The sequence below is a fragment of the Sphingomonas pituitosa NBRC 102491 genome (assembly GCF_001598435.1).
Classification (GTDB): domain Bacteria; phylum Pseudomonadota; class Alphaproteobacteria; order Sphingomonadales; family Sphingomonadaceae; genus Sphingomonas; species Sphingomonas pituitosa.
The window spans coordinates 1-21,913 of sequence record NZ_BCYY01000023.1; the positions used below are offsets into that span (position 1 = coordinate 1).

The following is a 21,913-nucleotide window of genomic DNA, read 5'->3' on the forward strand; positions in this document are numbered from 1 at the left end:
CGCGGTGAAGGAGGGCCGCGCCGACCGCGCGATGATCCCGATCGAGAATTCGCTGCACGGCCGCGTGGCGGACATCCACTTCCTGCTGCCCGAATCCGGCCTGTCGATCATCGGCGAGCATTTCCTCGCGATCCGCCACACGTTGATGGGCACCGGCGCCATCGACGGCGTGCGCGAGGCGATGAGCCACCCCCAGGCGCTCGGCCAATGCCGCCACTGGCTGAAGGCGCACGGCATCGCGCAGGTCGCCTATCCCGATACCGCCGGCGCCGCCGCAATGGTGGCGGAACTGGGCGACCCCAAGGTGGCGGCGCTCGCGCCTGCCCATGCGGCGGAGCTGTACGGACTGAACATCCTCGCCAGCGACATCGCCGATGCCGCGCACAACATGACCCGCTTCGTGGTGCTGTCGCGGGACGCACCGGCCGTTACCGGCGAAGGCCCGTACATGACCTCGCTGATCTTCGAGGTGAAGAACATCCCCGCCGCGCTCTACAAGGCGCTGGGCGGCTTCGCGACCAACGGCGTCAATATGACCAAGCTGGAAAGCTACCAGCGCGAGGCGAGCTTCGCGGCGACCGAATTCTACGCGGACATCGTCGGCAGCCCCGAGGACCCGGCAGTCCTCCGGGCGCTCGAGGAACTGGGCTTCCACACCAAATGGGTACGGCTGCTGGGGACCTATCCGCAGGCTAGGGCTCGGCCGTAAGTCTATCCTCATCCTCCCCCGCCAGGGGGAGGATTGGGGTACACCTAGGCCCCCTCGGCCCAGGCCTTGAGCAGCGTGTAGGCGATCGCATAGCCCGGCGGCGCAAGGAACGGCGCTTCCGGATCGCGTGCCAGCGCCTGGCGCACCTGCGCGCGATCGAACCAGCCGGCATGTTCCAGCTCGTGCACGTCGATCGCGATGTCCTCGTCGAGCGCCTCGCCGATGCACGCGATCATCAGCTGCGAGGGGAAGGGCCAGGGCTGGCTGGCGACATAGCGGACCTTGCCGACATGCACGCCCGATTCCTCCAGCGTCTCGCGGCGCACCGCATCCTCGACGCTCTCGCCCACCTCCAGGAAGCCCGCGAGCGCCGAGTAGCGATGTGGCGGCCAGCTCGGCTGGCGGCCGAGCAGCACCCGGTCGCCATGTTCCGCGAGCATGATCACGACAGGGTCGACGCGCGGATAATGTTCCGTGCCGCAATTGGGGCAAAGCCGGCCCCAGCCGGCGCGGAAGATGTCGGTCGGCGTGCCGCAGCGGGAGCAGAAGCCGTTGCGCGCATGCCAGTCGATCAGGCTGCGCGCGGCCGCGTAGTTCGCGGCATCCTCGGCACGGAACGCGTCGAGGATCGCCGACAGCTCGGGCGGGCGGCCCGGCGGCAGCGGCGTGCCGGGCACCAGCGTCTGCACGAAGCGCGGCTCGCCCTCGATGAAACCGAGGAACAGCAGCGGCTGCGTAGCGGCGTCGAGCCCGGTCCAGACCAGCCGCCCCTCGCCATCCAGCTGCGGCACCAGCCCATCCATTACCAGCAGCCGCGCGCGCGGATCGGCGAGCGCGGCCGCCAGCAGCTCGGGTTCGTGGCGGACGCGGTCGTCGCGGTCGAGCGTGCCGCCGGTGAAGCCTGGCGTGATCACTTGGCGAGATCGGCGTAAACGGCCGTGCGCACCGGCACCTTGAGGCCCAGATCGGCGAGCAGGATGTTGACCATCATCGTCGCGCGGACCTGGTTCTTGGGATCGACCCAGGCGAAGGTACCCGCCGCGCCCGACCAGCCGAACGTGCCCTTGCCCGCGCCGCCCGGCTGATCGGCAAGGAACACCGATCCACCGGCGCCGAAGCCCATCGGCACGCCGGTATCGCGCGCCATCACCGCGAGCATCGTCTTGTCGACGCCCGGCGGCAGCAGGTCGGACATGGCGAGCGCCGCCGTCTCCGGCTTGAGGATGCGCACGCCGTCCAGTTCGCCGCCATTCTGCAGCATGTGGAGGAAGCGATCATAGTCGCGCGCCGACATCGCCAGCCCCGCGCCGCCATAGGGAAAGCTCGGCTTCTTGAGGTATACCGAGGTCGCGCCCGGATCGATCGGCAGGCGATTGCTGCCGACTAGCGTATATTCGGTCGCCAGACGTCCCGCCTCGCCCGCCGGCACGGTCCAGTAGCTGGAGGTCATCTTGAGGGGTGCAAGGATGCGGGTGTTGACGAAGCTGTCGAACGGCATCCCGCTCGCCACCTCGATCACCCGGCCGAGCACGTCCAGCCCGATCGAGTAGCTGAACTTGGCGCCCGGCTCGGCGATCAGCGGGAGGGTCGCGGTGCGGTTGGCGAACGCCTCCAGCGTCGCGGGGCGTACGGGGCGCGCGGTCGCCTCGAACGAATCGCTCACCTGGGCGGGGTTGATGCCGAGCCGGTTATACTCGTTGAGCAACGGCCCCTTGGTGATGATGTTGTAGCCGAGACCCGCCGTGTGGGTGAGCAGGTTGCGGACCGTGATCGGCCTGGTCGCGGGGCGGCTGGTCAGGTCCTTGGCCGGATCGACCAGCACCTTCATCTCCTTGAACGCCGGAATGAAGTCGCTGATCGGCTGGTCGAGTTTGAGCTTGCCCTGCTCGATCAGGATCATCGCGGCGATGCCGGTGATCGGCTTGGTCATCGAATAGACGCGCCACAGCGTGTCGCCATTGACCTTGGGCGATGTCGGCTCGTCGGACATGCGGCCGTCTGCGACGATCGTCGCGGGCGCCTGGCCCTTGGCATAGGTGATGACGATGCCGGGCACCTTGCCCGAGGCGATGGTCTGGCGCGCGAAGCTCTGGACCTGGCTGGGCGCAGTTTGGGCCTGCACCAGCGGCGCCTGGAGCAGCGCCATCGCCCCGAATAGTCCGAACACTCGCTTGGCCGTCATCGCAGTCTCCGTATCGCTTTGGCCGCCTTGGCGAAAACGGTGGGCAGGCCTGCCGACTCGATGTCGGCGATCGGCCACCATTCGCCTGGGGGTGCGACTGCATGGCGGGGGATTGTTGCAGTCGCAAGCGCGACCTCGAGATCGAAATGGGTGAAGCCGTGGCGCACGGTTTCGTTCAACATCCGCCACGGTGCGGCTGCCGGTGCCTCCGCCATGCCCGATGGTGTCTCGACCCAGGGCCCGGTCGGCAGCGCGCGCATCCCGCCGAGCAGCCCCTTGTCCGGCCGGCGGACGAGCAGCACCGCGTCGTCCCGCTCCAGCCAGAACATCGTGCCGTGGCGCTGGGGCTTGGGCGCCTTCTTCGCCTTGACCGGATAGGTTTCGGGATTCCCGTCCGCCCGCGCGGTGCAGCCGAAGGCGATCGGGCAGAGCAGGCATTTCGGCGCGCGGACGGTGCAGATGCCGCTGCCAAGGTCCATCATCGCCTGGGCGAAATCGCCGGCGCGCGCATCGGGGGTGATCGTGTCGGTGCGCCGTCGGATCGCCGGGCGCGACCCCGGCAGCGGATCGGCAAGCGCGAACAGCCGCGTCACCACCCGCTCGACATTGGCATCGACCACCACCGCCCGCCGCCCGAAGGCGATCGCGGCGATGGCGGCGGCGGTATAGTCGCCGATGCCGGGGAGCGCGCGCAAGCCAGGCTCGGTATCGGGCAGGTCGCCCAGCCGCGCCACCTCGCGGGCGCAGGCGAGCATGTTGCGGGCGCGGGCATAATAGCCGAGCCCCGCCCAGGCGGCCATCACATCGGCATCCTCGGCCGCCGCCATCGCCGCGAAACCCGGCCAGCGCGACGTAAATTTCTCGAAATAGGGGATGACCGTGGCGACCTGGGTCTGCTGCAGCATCACCTCCGACAGCCAGACGCGATACGGGTCGGTCGCATTGGCGCCAGGTGGCGCGCGCCAGGGGAGGCGGCGGGCATTGGCGTCGTACCAGGCTAGAAGCGCGGGGGCGATCGATTCAGGAGCGTTGTCGGGCACGCCCCGCCTATGGCATGGGTGACCCGACATGACGAAGCCCCCGCGTACCACCACCCGCCAGCCGCGCCCCGCGCCGCAGCGCTCGAACCGCGTCCGCGCGGTGTCCGAGTTGCTGCCCGACGTGGGTGGCGCCGCGTTCCGCAAGTTCGGCTTCGTGCAATCGGCGGTCGTCAGTCGCTGGGGCGAGATCGTCGGCGAGCGCTATGCCCGCGTTTCCGCCCCCGAATCGATTCGTTTCCCGCGCGGCAAGCGCGAGGAAGGCGTGCTGGCGCTCACCGTATCGGGCGCCTTCGCCCCGATGATGCAGCATATCGCCCCCGAGATCATCGAGCGGGTGAACCGTTTCTTCGGCTACCCCGCCGTCGCCAAGCTGACGATGCGCCATGGCGACCTGCGCGCGCCCAAGGCAAAGCCGGCCCCGCCCCCCAGCCTCAAGCCGCTGTCCGAAGCGATGGGCGACAGCCTGCGCGGCATCGCCGACCCGGAGCTGCGCGCGGTGCTCGAATCGCTTGCCGCGGGCGTCGCGGCGCAGGAGGAAAATCCGGTGTTCGGCCGGATCGATTGAGATGATGCAGCGACTTTTCACCCTGATGCTCGCGCTGGTGCCGCTGTTCGCGCTCGGTGCCGCCCCCGCCCCGCAGCCCAACTGGCTGACCACCGTCGTCGCGACGCCCGAAGGCGGCTATCGCCAGGGGAACCCCAACGCGCCGATCAAGCTGGTCGAATATGGCTCGCGCACCTGCCCGACCTGCTACCAGTTCGCCGAACAGGGCATGAAGCCGCTGCGCGACCAGTATATCGCCACCGGCAAGGTCAGCTACGAATATCGCGACTATCTGGTGCACGGCGCGCCCGATCTGGCGCTCGCGCTGCTGAACCAGTGCGTCGGCACCCAGCGCTTTTTCCCGGTGCTCGATGCGATCTACGCGAACCAGCCCAAGTTCGAGGAAAGGTTGATCGCGCTCAGCAAGACGCCCGCGACGATCGAGGCCTGGCAGAAGCTGCCGCCGGCACAGATGGCGACGCGCTTTGCCGAGAACATGGGCATGATCGCCTTTCTCAAGACGCAGGGCTTGCCTGAGGCGAAGGCCCGCCAGTGTCTCGCCGACCCCAAGGGAATCGCGCGCATCGCCAAGACCCAGGCGGACGGCGTGAACCTGTACAAGGTGGACGGTACGCCCAGCTTCTTCGTCAACGGCCGCCGCGTGCGCGCCTTCACCTGGCCCTATCTCGAGCCCGAACTGCGCGCCGCCGGCGCCTGACCCTTTCTGAACCCGGAGACTTCCATGCGTTTCGCCCTCGTGCTCCTTCCCATCCTGGCGCTGGCCGCCTGCAACGGCGGCGACAAGTCCGCCGGCGGCGGTAATGGCAGCGCGGCCGTGCAGGCCTCCGCGCCCGTCGCCGGCGCCGCGGCCCCGGCCGGCAAGCAGTGGACCGACATGGTCGAGAAGACCAAGGACAACGGCTTCCGCCAGGGCAATCCGAACGCGCCGATCAAGCTGGTCGAATATGGCTCGCGGATGTGCCCGTTCTGCGCCCAGTTCGGCACCACCGGCGTCGGCCCGTTGCGCGAAAAGTACATCGCCACCGGCAAGGTCAGCTATGAATATCGCGACTTCCTGATCCACGGCGCGCCCGATCTCGCGCTCGCGCTGCTCAACCAGTGCGTGCCGACCGACGCCTTCTTCCCGACGCTGGACCAGATCTATGCCGGCCAGGAAGAGTTCGAGAAGAAGATCATGGGCCTGCAGCAGACCAACCCGCAGGTGCTCGACCAGATCCAGCAGATGCCGCCGCCCCAGGCCGCAGCCGGCTTCGCCCAGGCGCTGGGCATGGTCGATTTCATGAAGCAGCGCGGCCTGCCGGAAGCCCAGGCCAAGGCGTGCCTCGCCGACCAGAAGCAGATCGAGACGATCGCCAAGGTCAATGCGGACGGCGCCAACGTGTACGGCGTGAACTCGACCCCGACCTTCTTCATCAACGGCCAGAAGACCGACGTGAACAGCTGGGCCGATCTGGAGCCGCTGCTCCAGAAGGCCGGCGCCCGCTGATCGACCAAACCCCATGCAGATAAAGCGGCTGCGGCTGACGGGCTTCAAGAGCTTCGTCGACCCGGCCGATCTGCGGATCGAACCGGGGCTGACGGGCATCGTCGGCCCCAATGGCTGCGGCAAGTCGAACCTGCTCGAAGCGCTGCGCTGGGTGATGGGCGAAACCAGCGCCAAGTCGATGCGCGGCGCCGGCATGGAAGACGTGATCTTCGCCGGCACCGCCACCCGGCCGCAACGCGACTTCGCCGAAGTGACGATCGTCGCCGACCTGCCCGAGCAGCAGGACGAACTGGAGATCATCCGCCGCATCGAGCGCGGCGCCGGATCCGCCTATCGCATCAACGGCCGCGACGTGCGCGCCAAGGACGTGGCGCTCGCCTTTGCCGACGCCGCGACCGGCGCGCATTCCCCTGCACTGGTCAGCCAGGGGCGGATCGGCGCGATCATCGCCGCCAAGCCGGGCGATCGCCGCGCGATGCTGGAGGAAGCCGCAGGCATCGCCGGCCTCCACGTCCGCCGCCGCGACGCCGAACAGAAATTGCGCGCGACGGAGACCAACCTCACCCGGCTCGACGAGCTGATCGGCGAGCAGGAACAGCGCGCCGCCGCGCTCAAGCGCCAGGCGCGGCAGGCCGAACGCTATCGCGAGCTTTCCGACCGCATCCGCGTCGCCGAGGGCCGGATGATCTTCGCCCGCTGGCGCGACGCGGCGATGGCCGCCGATGTCGCGCGCAAGGAAGCGGCCGAGGCCGACACGCTGGTCGCAGAACGCAGCGCGGCGCAGGCCGAGGCCGAGGCGGCGCAGCACGCCGCGACCGAGGCGGTGGGCACGCTGCGCGCCGAGTCGCTGCGGCTGCGCGACGCCGCCAGCGATGCCCAGCACCGGCTGCAGACGCTCCGCAACGCCCGCCACGGCGTGGAGCGCCGGATCGCCGAGCTGGCCGAGGCGAGCCGGCGGCTGGAGGCCGACCGCTCGCGCGAAGCCTCCCTCGCGCGCGACGCGGCCGAGGCGATCGAACGACTGACCGCCGAACAGGCGACGCTGGACGCGCGGATCGCCGAGACGGGCGCGCGCGTGCCGCTGCTCGAGTCGGCGCTGGCCGAGGCCGAACGCGGCGCCCGCGACGCCGAAGTCGCGCTATCGCAGGCGCTGGCACAGCAGGCGAGCGAGGCGGCGGAAGTGCGGGTCGCCGAGGCGGCGCTGTCCGCCGCCCGCGGCAGGCTCGAGCGCAGCCAGCGCGACCAGGCGCGGATCGATGCCGAGGGCCGCGCGCTGGGCGATACCGCGCCGCTCCATGCCGAGCGCCACCGTGCCGCCGAAGCGCGGGCGGAAGCGCAGCGCCAGGCGGAGGCGGCGCGCGACGCGCTCACCCGCGCCGATGCCGAGGAGCGCGCCGCGATCGAATCGCGCAATGGTGCGCAGGCTGCGCGCGCGACCGCACATGCCGAACTCGCCCAGATCGACAGCGAAGCCGCCGCGCTCGCCAAGGCGACCAAACCCTCGGGCAAGGACCGGCTGCTCGATCGGGTGACCGTCGCCGCCGGCTATGAGCGCGCGCTGGCGGCGGCGCTCGGCGACGATCTCGAAGCCGGGCTGGATGCCGCCGCCGAGCGGCACTGGGGCGGCGCCGAGTCGCTGCCCACCGATCCCGCGCGCCCCGCCGGCACCACCCCGCTGGCCGAGCATGTCACCGCCCCCGCCGAACTCGCGCGCCGCCTGGCCCAGGTGCTGGTGTGCGAGACCGATGGCGGCCAGCCGCTCGCCGTCGGCCAGCGACTGGTGACGCTGCAGGGCGTGCTGCGCCGCTGGGACGGCTATCGCGCCCGCTCGGGCGGCGCGGCGGCGGCGGAGCGGCTGGAACGGGTCAATCGGCTCGCCGCGCTGGAGCGGGCGCGCCCGGCGGCGCAGGCCGCGCTGGAAGCGGCGGCGGCAGCCCTCAGCCGGATCGAAGCGACCATCGCCGACGCCCGACGCAGCGCCGCCGAAAATCGCAAGCGGCTCGACCAGGCCGACCTCGCCATGCGCGAGGCGACCCGCGCCGAGGATCGCGCCGCGAGCCAGCTCGAACGGCTGGAGGCGCAGCGCGCCGATCTCGAGACCCGCCGCGCCCGCGTCGCCGCCGAGACCGAGGAGGCCGGCGCCGAGGTCGGGCGCGCCGAAACGGCGAAGGCGGCGCTGCCCGACGGGGCGGAAACGCGCGCGAAGGTGGCGGCGCGCTCCCGCGAGGCCGACACCGCCCGCGCCGCGGCGGCAAGCGCCCGCGCCGAGCGCGCCACGCTCGATCGCGACCTGGCGCAGGCACGCGAGCGGCTATCCGCGGCGGCAGCCGAGGCGAAGAGCTGGTCCGCGCGCGCCTCGGACGCCACCCGCAGGTCGGCCGAAATGGACGCGCGGGCGGCAACCCTGGCGCAGGAACGCGAGTCGATCGCCACCCGCCCCGCACAGATCGCATCGCAGCTCGCCGAGGCCGAAGCATCCAACGACGCGATGAAGCGCGACTCGGCCGCCGCCCAGTCTGCCGAGCGCGACGCCGAAGCTGCATTGCGCGCGGCCGAGGCCATGCTGCGCAAGGCAAGCGAGACGCTCTCCGAAGCCCGCGAGCGCCGCGCGGGCGCCGCCGCCCGGGCCGAAAACCAGGACCTGCGCCGCGTGGAAATGGGCCGCGTCTCCGGCGAGCGCTTCGAATGCCCGCCACCGCTGCTGCCGGTGCGGCTGAACTTCGAACCGGCCGGCGTACGCACCCCCCAGGAGGAATCCGCCGCACTCGAAAAGCTGAGCACCGATCGCGAACGGCTGGGGCCGGTGAACCTGGTCGCCGAAACCGAGCTGGCCGAACTGGAAGCCGCGTTCGGCACCAACGCCAAGGAACGCGACGAGCTGATCCAGGCGGTGCACCGGTTGCGTGGCTCGATCGGCACGCTCAATCGCGAGGGCCGCCAGCGGCTGCTCGCCGCGTTCGAGGCGGTCGACCAGCATTTCCGCCGGCTGTTCACCACGCTGTTCAACGGCGGCCAAGCGCATCTCGCGCTGATCGACTCGGACGATCCGCTGGAAGCGGGGCTGGAGATCATGGCCCAGCCGCCGGGCAAGAAGCTGCAGTCGCTCACCCTGCTCTCGGGCGGCGAGCAGGCGCTGACCGCGGTGGCGCTGATCTTCGCGCTGTTCCTCACCAAGCCGTCGCCGATCTGCGTGCTCGACGAAGTCGATGCGCCGCTGGACGACGCCAATGTCGATCGCTTCTGCGACCTGCTGGAGGCGATGACGCGCGAAACGGCGACGCGCTATCTGATCGTCACGCACAATGCAGCGACGATGGCGCGGATGCATCGGCTGTTTGGCGTGACGATGGTGGAGCGCGGGGTCAGCCGGCTGGTGTCGGTCGATCTCGGCGGCGCGACGAGCCTGCTGGCGGCGGAATAGATGGTGCCGGCGCGGTTATACGCCGACATCAGGCGGCTGGCAGGATGACCGGATTTGGGTGGGAAGCAGACGCTACGCAGTGTCGGTCGCCTGCACTCCGATGTCAGATTGTTCGCGATCGCTGCCGCGGCAGCGGCGTTGGCAGCGGAATGACAAATGTCGGTTCGCACCGGATGAGCACGCGAAAGGCCTTACTGCCCCCGAAGACGGGAGTTGCTCGGCCGATTGGCCGCATCAACAGAGCGTCGCGTAAAGGCGCTGGAAGCGCGGCAATCGGTACGTTGGTCTTCACGGCGACGCTGAGCGACCCGTGCAGTCCTCGCGCTTTGAGCCGGTCCATGAGTTTGAGACCCTCTGCGCAAGACGTGATCTTCGCGGTCTCCTCCTGCATCGCCTTTTGGTGCTCGGCAGCGCCAGCCTTCGGAGCGGCGAGGCTGAGCTGGAGCAGCGTCGCTCGCTCCGGCGCGGCTGGAGCCTGGATGGCGAGCGCCGTTGCTGCGATGATGACGTTGATTCCAATCAACATGGCGGCTCTCCTCGTGACGCGCATATATCATTCTGTCGAACCTGAACCGGGCCTTACGCGACGCCAGGAGCGGGCGTGTTGGTAGCCGCAGTGTCCGCTGTTGGGCGCAGTCAGCCAGTCAGCGCATCCTTTTGCCGCTTGGTGTGCAAAGCTAAAACCACCTCCACAATCCCAGCTCCGAGCACCACCCAGAGTGCGATATCGGAGGTCGGGCTGGAGGATTCGGCGATAAGAAGGGTGCAGATGCCAACCATCTGAACTAATAAGGCCGTGATTAAGAAGAATTTCGTCGCGACTCTGCTCACCGCGATACTCCCATGCCGCGTCGTTATCACAACTTGCACGAGATCGAGACGCCCGCAACTTGGCGTCAGCCGACATCCCATTTGAGCGCCGAGGCATCGACCAGATCCGCGCCCAGATGACGAACGAACGCCTCGCGCAGCCCGTCCTTGTGTTTGCTCCACTTGGCAGGATCGGACGATGGATCGACGCCCTCGGCCTGGAACAGCCATTCGACGAACTGTTCAGCGGTCACAGGTCCCGCTTCCGGAATGAAATCATCGACGTGGGAAGGCTCGCCCTGAACAATCCCCCCGCACCAGCCTCGCTCCACACAAACCTCGTTCATCAGCGCATTGTAGCCAGGCGATCTGCACACAGGGTCAGTGCCGCGTCGGGAAGCCCGGCTCGCCCTGCAGCGCGGCAGCGACCAGCAGGCTTTCCTCCAGCTTCACCCGATTGCGCAGGCGCGGCAGCATCGCGCGGCTCGCATCGGCGAAGCCCTTGCGGTCTGCGGCGATCTGCTCGGGCGTCCAGAACTGCAGATAGTCCTGCCAGTTGGCCTTCAGCCGCTCGAACTCCTCCCGCACCTGATCCACCTTGTTGCGCGAGATCCCGGGCTGGGCGGAGAGCGTGAGCGTGTAGATGGTGGTGTCCTCGCGGGCGAGGTGGTCGGCCACGCAGTTGAGCAGATGATCGAGCGCGGTGGACAGCTCCACCGGTGCCGCGTCGCTTTCGAGAAGGCCGGAGAGTCGCCGCGCGAGGATGTCGATCATCTCGTGATCGTGCCGCAGTTCGGCGATCGTCGTAGTTGCCATCATGGCGTGCCCTCCCGTCTCTAGCGCGTGCGCTTGCGTGTCTCCCCCCTGAGTCCAACCATAGCGCAGCGCGCGACAAAAGAAAGCAGGGCCGTTTCGGATACGAAAAGGGGCCCGGCATCGCCGGACCCCTTCCCTGTTTCCGTATGGAACGCCTGCGATCAGTCGCGATCGCCGGTCAGGAATGCCGGCAGGCCGATGTCGCCGCCGTCTTCCTTGCCTTCGCTGCGCTCGCCGCGCGGCTTGTCGCCACGGTCGCGGCGCGGGCCGCGCTCGCCACCGCGCTCACCGCCACGGCCGCCTTCGCGACGACGGTCACCGCCGCGATCGCCACGGTCACCGCGGTCGCCACGATCACCGCGCGGTTCGCGGGCTTCGCGGGCCGGACGCGAGTCTTCGAGCTCGGCACCGGTCTCCTGGTCGACGACGCGCATCGACAGGCGCACCTTGCCGCGCGGATCGATTTCGAGGACCTTGACCTTGACTTCCTGGCCTTCGCTCAGGACGTCCGAGACCTTCTCGACGCGCTCGTTCTTGATCTCCGAGACGTGGACGAGACCGTCCTTGCCGCCCATGAAGTTCACGAACGCACCGAAATCGACGAGGTTGACGACCTTGCCGTTGTAGATCTTGCCGACTTCGGCTTCCTCGACGAGGCCCTTGATCCACTTGATCGCGGCTTCGATCTGCGCCGGATCCGACGAGCTGACCTTGATCACGCCCTCGTCGTCGATGTCGACCTTGGCGCCGGTGGTGGCGACGATCTCGCGGATCACCTTGCCGCCGGTGCCGATCACTTCACGGATCTTCGACTTGTCGATCGTGAAGGTCTCGATGCGCGGGGCATGGGCGGAAAGCTCGGTGCGGGCTTCGCCCAGCGCCTTGTTCATCTCGCCCAGGATGTGCGCACGACCGGCCTTCGCCTGGTTGAGCGCCGCCTCGAAGATCTCCTTGGTGATGCCGGCGATCTTGATGTCCATCTGCATCGTGGTGATGCCCTCGGACGTGCCCGCCACCTTGAAGTCCATGTCGCCGAGGTGATCCTCGTCGCCCAAGATGTCGGACAGGATCGCATAATCCTTGCCCTCGAGGATCAGGCCCATGGCGATGCCCGAGACCGGACGCTTGATCGGCACGCCGGCGTCCATCATCGCGAGGCTGCCGCCGCACACCGACGCCATCGACGACGAGCCGTTCGACTCGGTGATGTCGCTGGTCAGGCGGATCGTGTAGGGGAAGTCTTCCTTCGCCGGCAGCACCGGGTGCAGCGCGCGCCAGGCCAGCTTGCCATGGCCGACTTCGCGACGGCCCGGCGCACCGAAGCGGCCGACTTCGCCGACCGAATAGGGCGGGAAGTTATAGTGCAGCATGAAGTTCTGGTAGCTGAGGCCGTTCAGGCCATCGATCATCTGCTCGGCATCCTTGGTGCCGAGGGTGCAGGTGGCGATGGTCTGGGTCTCGCCGCGGGTGAACAGGGCCGAGCCGTGCGCACGCGGCAGGAAGTGCGTCTCCGCCTCGATCGGGCGGATCTGCGTGGTGGTGCGGCCATCGATGCGCTTGCCGTCCTTGAGGATGGCGGTGCGGACGATCTCGGCTTCCAGCTTCTTGGTCAGCTTGATGCCGGCCATGACGTCCTGGGGGCTCAGACCTTCCTCGGTGAACTGCGCCTTCGCCTTCGCGCGCGCTTCGTTCAGCGCGTTCGAACGGGCCGACTTGTCGGTCAGCTTGTAGGCGGCGGCGATGTCCTTGCCGATCAGCTTCTTCAGCTTGTCCTTGATCTTGGCGTTGTCGTTCGACGACGCGATCTCCCAAGGATCCTTGGCGGCCTGCTCGGCGAGCTTGACGATCGCCTTGACGATCTCGCGGCACGCGTCGTGCGCGAACAGCACGGCGCCGAGCATGATCTCTTCCGAAAGCTCCTTGGCTTCGGATTCGACCATCATCACCGCGTCATAGGTGGCGGCGACGACGAGATCGAGCTCGCCCTCGGCGACCTGCGCGTCGGTCGGGTTCAGGATGTACTCGCCGTTGAGATAGCCGACGCGCGCGGCGCCGATCGGGCCCATGAACGGCACGCCCGAGATCGTCAGCGCGGCGGAGGCGGCGACGATCGAGAGGATGTCGGGCTCGTTCTCGCCGTCATAGCTCAGCACCTGAGCGATGGCGTTGATCTCGTTGTAGAAGCCTTCCGGGAACAGCGGGCGGATCGGGCGGTCGATGAGGCGGGAGACCAGCGTCTCCTTCTCGGTGGCGCCGCGCTCGCGCTTGAAGAAGCCACCCGGGATGCGACCGGCGGCCGAAAACTTTTCCTGGTAGTGGACGGTCAGCGGGAAGAAGTCCTGGCCTTCCTTCACGCTCTTGGCGGCGGTGACCGCGCACAGCACCACGGTTTCGCCGAGGGTCGCGATCACCGCGCCGTCGGCCTGGCGGGCAACCTTGCCCGTTTCGAGAGTCAGCGTCTTGCCGCCCCACTCGATCGATACAGTCTTCTTGTCGAACATGTCGTTTCCTTCACTCCCCGGTGCCAATCACGCGGGGGGCCTATGCGTGAGCCGTATGTGGCTCGTGGGACCGACCGTATTGCCGGATCCCCCGTTTCGACCCCGGCGCCATTCGCCGGGGACCGCCGATGCGTTATCGCACCGGAATGACAAAAAGGCGACCCGAAGGTCGCCTTTCCGTGGTTACTTGCGAAGACCGAGCTTCGCGATGAGATCTGCGTAGCGGCCCTGGTCCTTCTTCTTCAGATAGTCCAGGAGGCTGCGGCGCTTGTTGACCAGCATCAGCAGACCGCGGCGCGAGTGGTTATCCTTCGCGTGGGTCTTGAAGTGCTCGGTGAGGTTGGCGATGCGCTCCGAGAGGATCGCGACCTGCACTTCGGGGCTGCCGGTGTCACCCTCGTTGCGAGCGTGTTCCTTGACGAGCGCTTCCTTGCGCTCCTGCGTGATCGACATGTGTTTTCCTACGACATCGCTTAGAGGTTGAAACCGCGGACGACCCGGATCTGTCCGGCTTCAGCCTCTACCAGCGCAATCGGCGTGTCGCCGGAAAGCGCGAAATATTGGCCATCGTCTGCGGCAATCCCGACCAAGACCCGCCCCTGACGGAGCAGCCCTGCCTGATCGGGGGTGAGGGATAGAGCCGGGATGTCGTCCAGCCCCGCCCTCAACGGCAGGAGAATGTCTTCAAGGCGACGCTGCCTAGCGGCATCGGCCAAAAAGTCCAGCGAAATCGCCTGATCCAGGCTGAACGGGCCGGCCTTGATCCGACGGAGATAGGTGACGTGGCCCACGGTGCCAAGGGCGTGCGCGATGTCGCGGGCAAGGCTGCGGATGTACGTGCCCTTGGAAACATGGGCGCGCAGGGTGATTTTCGGGAGCAGCGCGTCTGCCGATGCCGCCGGCGCACTCCCTGCCCCCAAGCCGTCATCCCGGCGAAAGCCGGGATCCATTGGGGTCCCCGTTTCGGTGGTTGCTTCGAGCGTAGTTGCGAATGGATCCCGGCTTTCGCCGGGATGACGGTCGTTGGGGGAAGGCACTACGACCAACCCATAAATCGTCACCGCCCGGCTCTTCAGCAGCACCGTCTCGCCTGCACGTGCGAGGTCGTACGCCCGCGCACCATCCACCTTCAGCGCCGAATAGGCCGGCGGCACCTGCTCGATCGGCCCGGTGAAGCGCGGCAGCACCGCCATGAGGTCCGCCATGCTTGGCCGCACGCCGGACTCCGCGATGCTCTTCCCCTCGGCGTCCAGCGTGTCCGTCTCCACCCCGAACTGGATCGTGAAGTCGTACACCTTGTCGCTGTCGAGCATCCGTCCGGCGAGCTTGGTCGCCTCGCCCAGCGCGATCGGCAGCACGCCCGTCGCCAGCGGGTCGAGCGTTCCGCCATGGCCGACCTTGACCTTGGCATAGCCGCCCTCGCGGAGCGCGCGCTTCACGGCGCTCACGCCCTGGGTGGAGCCGAGGCCCAAAGGTTTGTCGAGGAGGATCCAGCCATGCATCGCCGCGCCATAGGTGCGCTTCGGTCCACACGCAAACCACGACATTATTGCAACAGGTGGAAGCAAACCGTGCCAGCAAACGATCGCACAGCTTGATGGAGGTGACGTTTCCGCTACAGGCCCGCGCAAAATCAGCGACACCGACAAGAAACGATCGTGACATCGTGCAGGAGAGGGTGCCCCATCATTGCACGGGGACTCGACTCAACATGACCACCTCCGCTCTCCTTCGCGGGCTGCTGCTCGCGAGCGCCGCGCTCACCGCGCCCTCGGCGCTCGCCGCCGCCAGCAACGAAACGCCCGCACCCGTCCAGGGTGCCCAGCCCGACGCGACCGCGCCGCAGGATAGCGGCGAGATCGTCGTCACCGCGCAGCGCCGCACCGAAGCTGCCAAGGACGTGCCCGTCGCCGTCACCGCGATCGGCGGCGAGAAGCTCGACGTGCTCAATTCGTCGGGCCTGGACATCCGCTTCCTGTCGGCGCGCACGCCCAGCCTGCAGATCGAAAGCTCGTTCGGCCGCACCTTCCCGCGCTTCTACATCCGCGGCCTCGGCAACACCGATTTCGACCCCAACGCCGCGCAGCCGGTGTCGGTGGTGTACGACAATGTCGCGCTCGAGAACCCGATGCTGAAGGCGTTCCCGGCGTTCGACCTGGCGCGCGTCGAAGTGCTGCGGGGGCCGCAGGGCACGCTGTTCGGCCGCAACACGCCGGCGGGCGTGGTGAAGCTCGAATCGCAGCGCCCGACCAACCAGTATGAAGCCAAGGGCAGCGTCAGCTGGGCGACCTACAACACGGTCAATGCCGATCTCGCGCTCAACGCGCCGCTCGGGGGCGGCTTCAGCCTGCGCGTTTCCGGCCTGGTGCAGCACCGCGACAACTGGGTGGTGAACGACAGCACCAGCGCCCAGAGCGTCGCGAACCGCAAGCTGGAAGGCTATACCGATCGCGCCGGCCGCGTGCAGCTGGCCTATACGAACGGCGACTTCAACGCGCTGGTCAACGTCCATGGCCGCGACCTCGAGGGCACGCCGCGCGTGTTCCGCGCCGGCCTGTTCCAGCAGGGCTCGAACAACTTCTCGGCCGGCTTCGATCCCAAGCATGTCAAGCTCGACGGCTATACCAGCCAGTGGCTGGAGCAGTGGGGCGGAAGCGTGCAGCTCGATTATCATTTCGACGGGATCGGCACGCTCTACTCGATCACCGCGTACGAGCGCGCCAAGGTGCAGAGCACCGGCGACGTCGACGGCGGCGACAGCTACACCTATCCTCTTCCCGCCCTCGGGCTTAACAATGCCTCTCGTGACTCGAACACCGGCGGCATCACCCAGCCGAAGGAGTTCAGCCAGGAACTGCGCTTCGCCACCGACCAGTTCGGCGCGTTCCGCGGCCAGGCCGGCCTTTATTATTTCGACCAGAATCTCGATTACAGCGAATATGGCTATCCGCTGGGCGGCGGCGCGCAGAACCAGAATATCGGCCATGTGAACATCAACGAGAATTTCGGCGTGTTCGCCTCGGGCGAATACAAGGCCACCGACGCGCTGACGCTGCGCGCGGGCGTGCGCTATTCGCATGACCGCAAGAACGACGTGATCACCGGCTTCGGCCCGCTGACCACCGGCCTAACCCTGCCGATCCAGACCAAGGTGAAGGGCGAGGCGGTAACCTGGGACGCCAGCGCCACCTATGCGCTGACCCCCGACGTCAACGTCTATGCGCGCTTCGCCACCGGCTATCTCGGCCCGGCGATCCAGGACCGCGTGACCTTCGGCTCGGTGCCGACCACCGCGGGCAAGCAGTTCACCAAGTCGGCCGAAGCGGGCATCAAGGGCGCGTTTCCGGCCAAGGGGCTGAACTATGCGCTGACCGGCTACTGGTACCGCACCGACAACCTGCAGCTGACCGCGGTGGGCGGCGCGAGCAACTCGACGCGGCTGCTCTCGGCCGATCACGTCAACGGCTATGGCGTCGAAGCCGAGTTCAGCTACCGCCCGGTCCGCGGCCTCGATCTGACCGCCAGCGGCAGCTACAACTTCACCCAGATCCGCGATCCGAAGCTCGCGGTGGGTGTGTGCGGCGCGCTGTGCACCGTCACCGATCCGACCACGACGATCGGCGGCCAGCGGGTCGCCCTGATCGATGGTAACCGCCTGCCCCAGGCGCCGCGCTTCGTGCTCAACGCCACCGCACGCTACGGCGTGCCGCTGGCAAACGGCGGCGAGGTCTATGCCTATACCGACTGGGCCTATCGCAGCGAGATCAACTACTTCCTCTACGAGGCGAAGGAGTTCCGCGGACGTTCGCTGGTCGAGGGCGGCGTGCGCATCGGCTATCGCGCGCCGGAGGGCTATGAGGTGGCGGCCTTCGCGCGCAACATCCTCAACCAGATCCGTGCGCAAAGCGCGATCGACTTCAACAACCTGACCGGCATGATCAACGAGCCGCGCATCATCGGCGGCGAGATCCGGTTCCACTTCTGATCGGAGGCGCGGGGGGCGGGAAGCCTCCCGCGCACTTCATAGCGGGAAGGGCGTCGCGGGGAGATCCTCGCGGCGCCCTTTTCCGTTTCAGCCGATCGCGCCGCGCCGCTCGACGAAATGGCGGCGGCAGAGCGCGACATAACGATCATTGCCGCCGATCTCGCGCTGCTCGCCCTCGCGCACCGCCAGCCCCTCGGCATCGACCCGCAGGTTCATCGTCGCCTTGCGGCCGCACTCGCACACCGACTTGATCTCGACGAGCGAGTCCGCAATCGCCAGCAGCGCCGCCGCGCCCTCGAACAGCACGCCGCGAAAGTCGGTGCGCAGGCCATAGCAGAGCACGGGCACCTCGTCCTCGTCGCACACCGCGGCCAGCTGATGGACCTGGGAAGCGGAGAGGAACTGCGCCTCGTCCACCAGCACGCAGGCGAGCGGCGTCGCGAAATGCGCATCCTGCACGATCGTGCGCAGGTCGGTCGCCGCGTCGAAGGGAATGGCATCCGCATGGATGCCGAGCCTTGAGTCGATCACCCCATGCCCGCCGCGATCATGCACGCCGGCGGTGAACAGCAGCGTCCGCATGCCGCGCTCGCGATAGTTGAAATCGGCCTGGAGCAGCGTGGTCGATTTGCCCGCGTTCATCGAGGCATAGTAGAAATAGAGCTTGGCCATCGGCGCATCACACCAAAAGGGCGGTCGATGTCCAGTGCGCGCTTCGGCGCGTCGGCATCAGTCCTGCTCGGACTCACCCTCCGCCAGATCGCGCGCCACGTTGGGCGCGCGCAGCAGCTGGTCGATATGGCTGCCCTCGTCGAAGCTTTCGTCCGCCAGGAACTTGAGCTTGGCGGCGTACTTCATCTTTACGCGGTGGGCGACTTCGCGCTGGAGGAAGGCCGTATTGGTGCGCAGGGCCTTGAGCACCGCCTCCTCGTCCTTGCCGAGCAGCGGCTTCACGAACACGGTCGCGTGTCGCAGATCGGGGGACATGCGCACCTCGGTCACCGAGACCATGTGCTTCGCCAGCACCTCATCGTGCACGTCGCCGCGCTGGAGGATCTCGCTGAGGATATGGCGCACCTGTTCGCCCACGCGCAGGACGCGGACGGAGCGGGTTTCATCGGTGTCGTTCTGGCGCATGTTGTGATTCTGACCGGTTTTCGCTATATGGAACAGGCTACGTTGTGAACTTGCAACAAGTCACTTCCTGAGCCCGGGTGTTCCAGCGCCCGGGCTCAAATCCTATAGGGCCCCCGGCGTTCCAGCACCGGGAGCCCGCACTGGATTACGTGCGGCTAAGCTCGATGAGCTTCACCACCAGCCCGAGCAGCGCGACGAGAAACGTCGCAGCGCCCGGAACCAGAACCGCTACATTGGTCACTTGCAAATAGATCACCTCCTTTTCGGCCGCAGGTGCAGCCGAAAAGGAAGCGTATCACAGGCTGGGCCGTCCAGGAACAAAAGGTGTCCGTCGGCAGCCCTGGCCCCTTACAGCGTACGTTCGCGCAGCTCGACTTCGTAGGTTTCGAGATAGTCGCCCGCCTTGATGTCCACGAAGTTCTGCGTGAACGTCACGCCGCACTCGAGACCGGCGCGCACTTCGGCGACATCGTCCTTGAAGCGACGCAGCGAGGCGATCTCGCCGGTGTAGATGATGACGTCGTTGCGCGTGATGCGCGCCTTGAGCGCCTTGCGGATGAAGCCGTCGACAACCAGCAGACCGGCCGCCTTGCCATGCTTGCCGGCAGAGAAGACGTCCTTGATCTCGGCGCGGCCGACGACCGTTTCGAACGCTTCCGGACCCAGCTCGCCCGCCATGCCCGCACGAATCTCGTCGGTCAGGTCGTAGATGACGTCGTAATACTTCAGCGCCACCTTGTTCCGCTCGGCGATCTCGCGCGCCTTGGCGTTGGCACGGACGTTGAAGCCGATGATCGGCGCACCGCTGGCGGCTGCCAGCGACACGTCGCTCTCGGTGATGCCGCCCACGCCCGAGTGCAGGATGCGCACGCGGATGTCGTCGTTGCCCAGCTTGCTGAGCGCACCCACGATCGCCTCGGTCGAACCCTGCGTGTCGGCCTTGACCACCACCGGATATTCGATCGCCTGCTTGTCCTTGAGCGCGGAGAACATGCTCTCCAGGCTCGCCGGCGCCTGCGTCGTGCGCTTCTGGAGCAGCACGCCCTGGCGATATTCGGCGACCTCGCGGGCACGCGCCTCGCTCTCGACCACCTGCATCGGATCACCCGCCGACGGCACGCCCGAGATGCCGAGCACCTCGACCGGCATCGCCGGACCGGCTTCCTTGATCTGGCGGCCCTTGTCGTCGATCATCGCACGGACCTTGCCGCTCTCCGCGCCGACGACGAACACGTCGCCCACGCGCAGCGTGCCGCGGTTGACGAGGATCGTCGCGACCGGGCCGCGGCCCTTGTCGAGCTTCGCCTCGATCACGGTGCCTTCGGCCTCGCGATCGGGGTTGGCGCGCAGTTCGAGCAGTTCCGCCTGGAGCTGGATCTTCTCGATCAGCGCGTCGAGGCCGATCTTCTTGAGCGCCGAGACTTCGACGTTCTGGACGTCGCCGCCCATCTCTTCGACGATCACCTCATGCTCGAGCAGACGCTCGCGCACCTTCTGCGGGTTGGCGCTGTCGAGGTCGACCTTGTTGATCGCCACGATCATCGGCACGCCGGCCGCCTTGGTGTGATTGATCGCCTCGATCGTCTGCGGCATCAGCCCGTCGTTCGCGGCCACCACCAGCACGACGATGTCGGTGACGTTGGCACCGCGCGCACGCATTTCGGAGAAGGCTTCGTGGCCCGGCGTGTCGAGGAAGGTGATCTTCGACTTGTCCTTCAGGGTGACCTGATAGGCGCCGATATGCTGGGTGATGCCGCCTGCTTCGCCGCGCACCACATCGGTGCCGCGCAGCGCGTCGAGCAGCGAGGTCTTGCCGTGATCGACATGGCCCATGATCGTCACGACCGGCGGGCGCGACTGCAGCGTATCCTCGGGATCGCCCTCGGTATCGACCTGGATGTCGACATCGCTATCGCTGACGCGCTGCACGTTGTGGCCGAAATCGGTGACGAGCAGTTCGGCGGTATCCTGGTCGATCGACTGATTGACCGTGACCATCATGCCCATCTTGAACAGGGCCTTCACCAGGTCCGCGCCCTTTTCGGCCATGCGGTTGGCGAGTTCCTGCACCGTGATCGAATCCGGCACCACGACGTCGCGGACCTGCTTGATCTGCGGTTCGCGCGGGCCGCCATAGGAACGGCGATGTTCCTTCTCGCGGGCGCGCTTCAGCGCCGCTAGGCTGCGGGCGCGAGCACCGTCGTCGCCGCCCAGGGCGCGCGTGACGGTGAGCTTGCCCGACTGGCGACGATCGTCGCCCTTGCGGTCGCGCGACGGCTTGGCCGGATCGGCACCCGGACGGCGCGGCGCGAGGCCGGTCGGCGCGGGACGTGCCGCACCCGCACCGGCGCCGGCGCCGGGGCGCTGCTGTGCCTGGTTCTGCGCGGGCTGCTGCTGCGGCTGCGGTGCTGCTGCGGCAGGCGCGGCAGCCTGCGGCTCGGGCTTGGGCTGCGGCTTGGGGATTTCGGGACGCTGCACGGGCGTGAAGCGACGCGGGGCGGGCAGCGAGCGATCGAGTTGCAGCGTGATCGGGCCCTGCGGCACCGGCCGGCGCGCCGCCGGGGCGGCTGCGGGCTTGGGTGCTGGCGGCTGCGGCGTGGCTGCCTTGGGCGCTGCGGCCTGCGGTGCCGGCGCGGCAGGTGCTGCTGCCGTCGGCTGCGGTGCTACCGGCGCAGGCGCTGGGGTGGGTTCCGCCACCGGCGCGGGCGCAGGCGCAGCTTCAGCCACCACTTCGGGCTGCGGCGCAGGTGCGGGCGCAGCCTCGACAGGCGCGGGCGCAGGCGCGGCTTCGACCGGCGCAGGCGCAGCGGCCGCTTCGGCACCGGCACGCGCACGCTCTTCGACGCGGCGACGCTCTTCTTCCTGCGCTTCGGCACGGATCCGCTCGTCACGACGGCGGGCTTCCTCCAGCGCGGTCATGCGCTGTTCCTCTGCTTCGCGGAGCAGCTTGGTCTGGCGCTCCTGCGGCGACAGATTGTCCATCGGGCGACGCGGCGGCGTCGCGGCCGGGCGGGGTGCCTGGGCCTGGGGCTGCGGGGCAGGAGCAGCCGGCGCAGCCTCGGCAGGCGCAGGGGCCTGCGTCGCTTCGTCGTGCGGCGCACCCTGCGGGCCGAGGACACGGCGACGCTTGACCTCCACGACCACGGTGTTGGAACGGCCATGGCTGAAGCTCTGCTTCACCTTGCCGGTTTCCACCGTGCGCTTCAGACCCAGCGGCGCGCGCATGCCCAGTTTCGGCTTGTCGTTTTCGGTGTCGCTCAT

19 protein-coding genes are annotated in these 21,913 nt (G+C 67.9%); 6 read left to right on the top strand and 13 right to left on the bottom strand.

Annotation, left to right across the window (positions count from 1 at the left end; genetic code table 11):
• Nucleotides 1–709, top strand: a 709-nt coding sequence (locus SPI01S_RS17070; protein ID WP_066725362.1) for a prephenate dehydratase, incomplete at its 5' end; no start/stop codon positions are given.
• Between the two features lie 44 nt (nt 710–753).
• On the opposite strand, the gene nudC is transcribed toward SPI01S_RS17070, so the two are convergent.
• Genes nudC through SPI01S_RS17085 form a run of 3 tightly spaced genes read right to left on the bottom strand, consistent with a single transcriptional unit; the run spans nt 754 to nt 3,931 of the window.
• Nucleotides 754–1,623, bottom strand: a complete 870-nt coding sequence (nudC, locus tag SPI01S_RS17075) for an NAD(+) diphosphatase (protein WP_066725367.1) — start codon at nt 1,621–1,623, stop codon at nt 754–756.
• Nucleotides 1,620–2,891, bottom strand: coding sequence for a serine hydrolase domain-containing protein (locus SPI01S_RS17080; protein WP_066725370.1), 1,272 nt, complete (start codon nt 2,889–2,891; stop codon nt 1,620–1,622). The genes nudC and SPI01S_RS17080 overlap by 4 nt, the downstream gene beginning before the upstream one ends.
• A complete protein-coding gene (locus tag SPI01S_RS17085; protein ID WP_066725373.1) occupies nt 2,888–3,931 on the bottom strand; it encodes an A/G-specific adenine glycosylase in 1,044 nt (347 codons plus the stop codon). Before SPI01S_RS17085 ends, SPI01S_RS17080 begins: the two co-directional genes overlap by 4 nt.
• 28 nt (nt 3,932–3,959) lie before the next feature.
• Between SPI01S_RS17085 and SPI01S_RS17090 the strand changes: the two genes are divergently transcribed.
• Genes SPI01S_RS17090 through smc form a run of 4 tightly spaced genes read left to right on the top strand, consistent with a single transcriptional unit; the run spans nt 3,960 to nt 9,403 of the window.
• Nucleotides 3,960–4,496, top strand: coding sequence for a DUF721 domain-containing protein (locus tag SPI01S_RS17090; protein ID WP_066725376.1), 537 nt, complete (start codon nt 3,960–3,962; stop codon nt 4,494–4,496).
• Between the two features lies 1 nt (nt 4,497).
• Complete coding sequence (locus tag SPI01S_RS17095; RefSeq protein WP_066725379.1) at nt 4,498–5,193, top strand: DsbA family protein; 696 nt, start codon at nt 4,498–4,500, stop codon at nt 5,191–5,193.
• A gap of 24 nt (nt 5,194–5,217) precedes the next feature.
• Complete coding sequence (locus SPI01S_RS17100; RefSeq protein WP_066725382.1) at nt 5,218–5,982, top strand: thioredoxin domain-containing protein; 765 nt, start codon at nt 5,218–5,220, stop codon at nt 5,980–5,982.
• Nucleotides 5,983–5,995: 13 nt separating this feature from the next.
• Entirely contained in the window at nt 5,996–9,403 is a 3,408-nt protein-coding gene (gene smc, locus SPI01S_RS17105; RefSeq protein WP_066725384.1) for a chromosome segregation protein SMC, read from the top strand.
• A gap of 103 nt (nt 9,404–9,506) precedes the next feature.
• Here the strand turns inward: smc and SPI01S_RS17110 are convergent, their stop codons facing one another.
• The 7 genes from SPI01S_RS17110 to truB form a co-directional block, all read right to left on the bottom strand.
• Complete coding sequence (locus SPI01S_RS17110; RefSeq protein WP_157084758.1) at nt 9,507–9,929, bottom strand: hypothetical protein; 423 nt, start codon at nt 9,927–9,929, stop codon at nt 9,507–9,509.
• Nucleotides 9,930–10,039: 110 nt separating this feature from the next.
• Entirely contained in the window at nt 10,040–10,234 is a 195-nt protein-coding gene (locus tag SPI01S_RS17115) for a hypothetical protein (RefSeq protein ID WP_157084759.1), read from the bottom strand.
• A gap of 65 nt (nt 10,235–10,299) precedes the next feature.
• Complete coding sequence (locus SPI01S_RS22425) at nt 10,300–10,467, bottom strand: hypothetical protein (RefSeq protein WP_157084760.1); 168 nt, start codon at nt 10,465–10,467, stop codon at nt 10,300–10,302.
• Nucleotides 10,468–10,594: 127 nt separating this feature from the next.
• On the bottom strand, nt 10,595–11,032 hold the full coding sequence (locus SPI01S_RS17120; protein ID WP_066725391.1) for a hemerythrin domain-containing protein: 438 nt from the start codon (nt 11,030–11,032) through the stop codon (nt 10,595–10,597).
• A 158-nt stretch (nt 11,033–11,190) separates the two neighbouring features.
• Nucleotides 11,191–13,530 carry a polyribonucleotide nucleotidyltransferase gene (gene pnp / locus SPI01S_RS17125; RefSeq protein ID WP_066725394.1) on the bottom strand — a complete coding sequence of 780 codons (2,340 nt, stop codon included), beginning with the start codon at nt 13,528–13,530 and terminating at the stop codon, nt 11,191–11,193.
• A gap of 183 nt (nt 13,531–13,713) precedes the next feature.
• Complete coding sequence (gene rpsO, locus SPI01S_RS17130; protein ID WP_066725397.1) at nt 13,714–13,983, bottom strand: 30S ribosomal protein S15; 270 nt, start codon at nt 13,981–13,983, stop codon at nt 13,714–13,716.
• 20 nt (nt 13,984–14,003) lie between these two features.
• The gene (truB, locus tag SPI01S_RS17135; RefSeq protein ID WP_174539124.1) at nt 14,004–15,032 is read right to left on the bottom strand and encodes a tRNA pseudouridine(55) synthase TruB; all 1,029 of its coding nucleotides are present in this window, start codon (nt 15,030–15,032) and stop codon (nt 14,004–14,006) included.
• 209 nt (nt 15,033–15,241) lie between these two features.
• Between truB and SPI01S_RS17140 the strand changes: the two genes are divergently transcribed.
• A complete protein-coding gene (locus SPI01S_RS17140; RefSeq protein WP_066725402.1) occupies nt 15,242–17,515 on the top strand; it encodes a TonB-dependent receptor in 2,274 nt (757 codons plus the stop codon).
• 87 nt (nt 17,516–17,602) lie between these two features.
• Here the strand turns inward: SPI01S_RS17140 and SPI01S_RS17145 are convergent, their stop codons facing one another.
• The 3 genes from SPI01S_RS17145 to infB form a co-directional block, all read right to left on the bottom strand.
• Nucleotides 17,603–18,187: a thymidine kinase gene (locus SPI01S_RS17145; RefSeq protein ID WP_066725405.1), complete on the bottom strand. Its 585-nt coding sequence runs from the start codon at nt 18,185–18,187 to the stop codon at nt 17,603–17,605.
• 57 nt (nt 18,188–18,244) lie between these two features.
• Nucleotides 18,245–18,652 carry a 30S ribosome-binding factor RbfA gene (rbfA, locus tag SPI01S_RS17150; RefSeq protein WP_066725413.1) on the bottom strand — a complete coding sequence of 136 codons (408 nt, stop codon included), beginning with the start codon at nt 18,650–18,652 and terminating at the stop codon, nt 18,245–18,247.
• A 348-nt stretch (nt 18,653–19,000) separates the two neighbouring features.
• Nucleotides 19,001–21,913: a translation initiation factor IF-2 gene (gene infB / locus SPI01S_RS17155; protein WP_066725415.1), complete on the bottom strand. Its 2,913-nt coding sequence runs from the start codon at nt 21,911–21,913 to the stop codon at nt 19,001–19,003.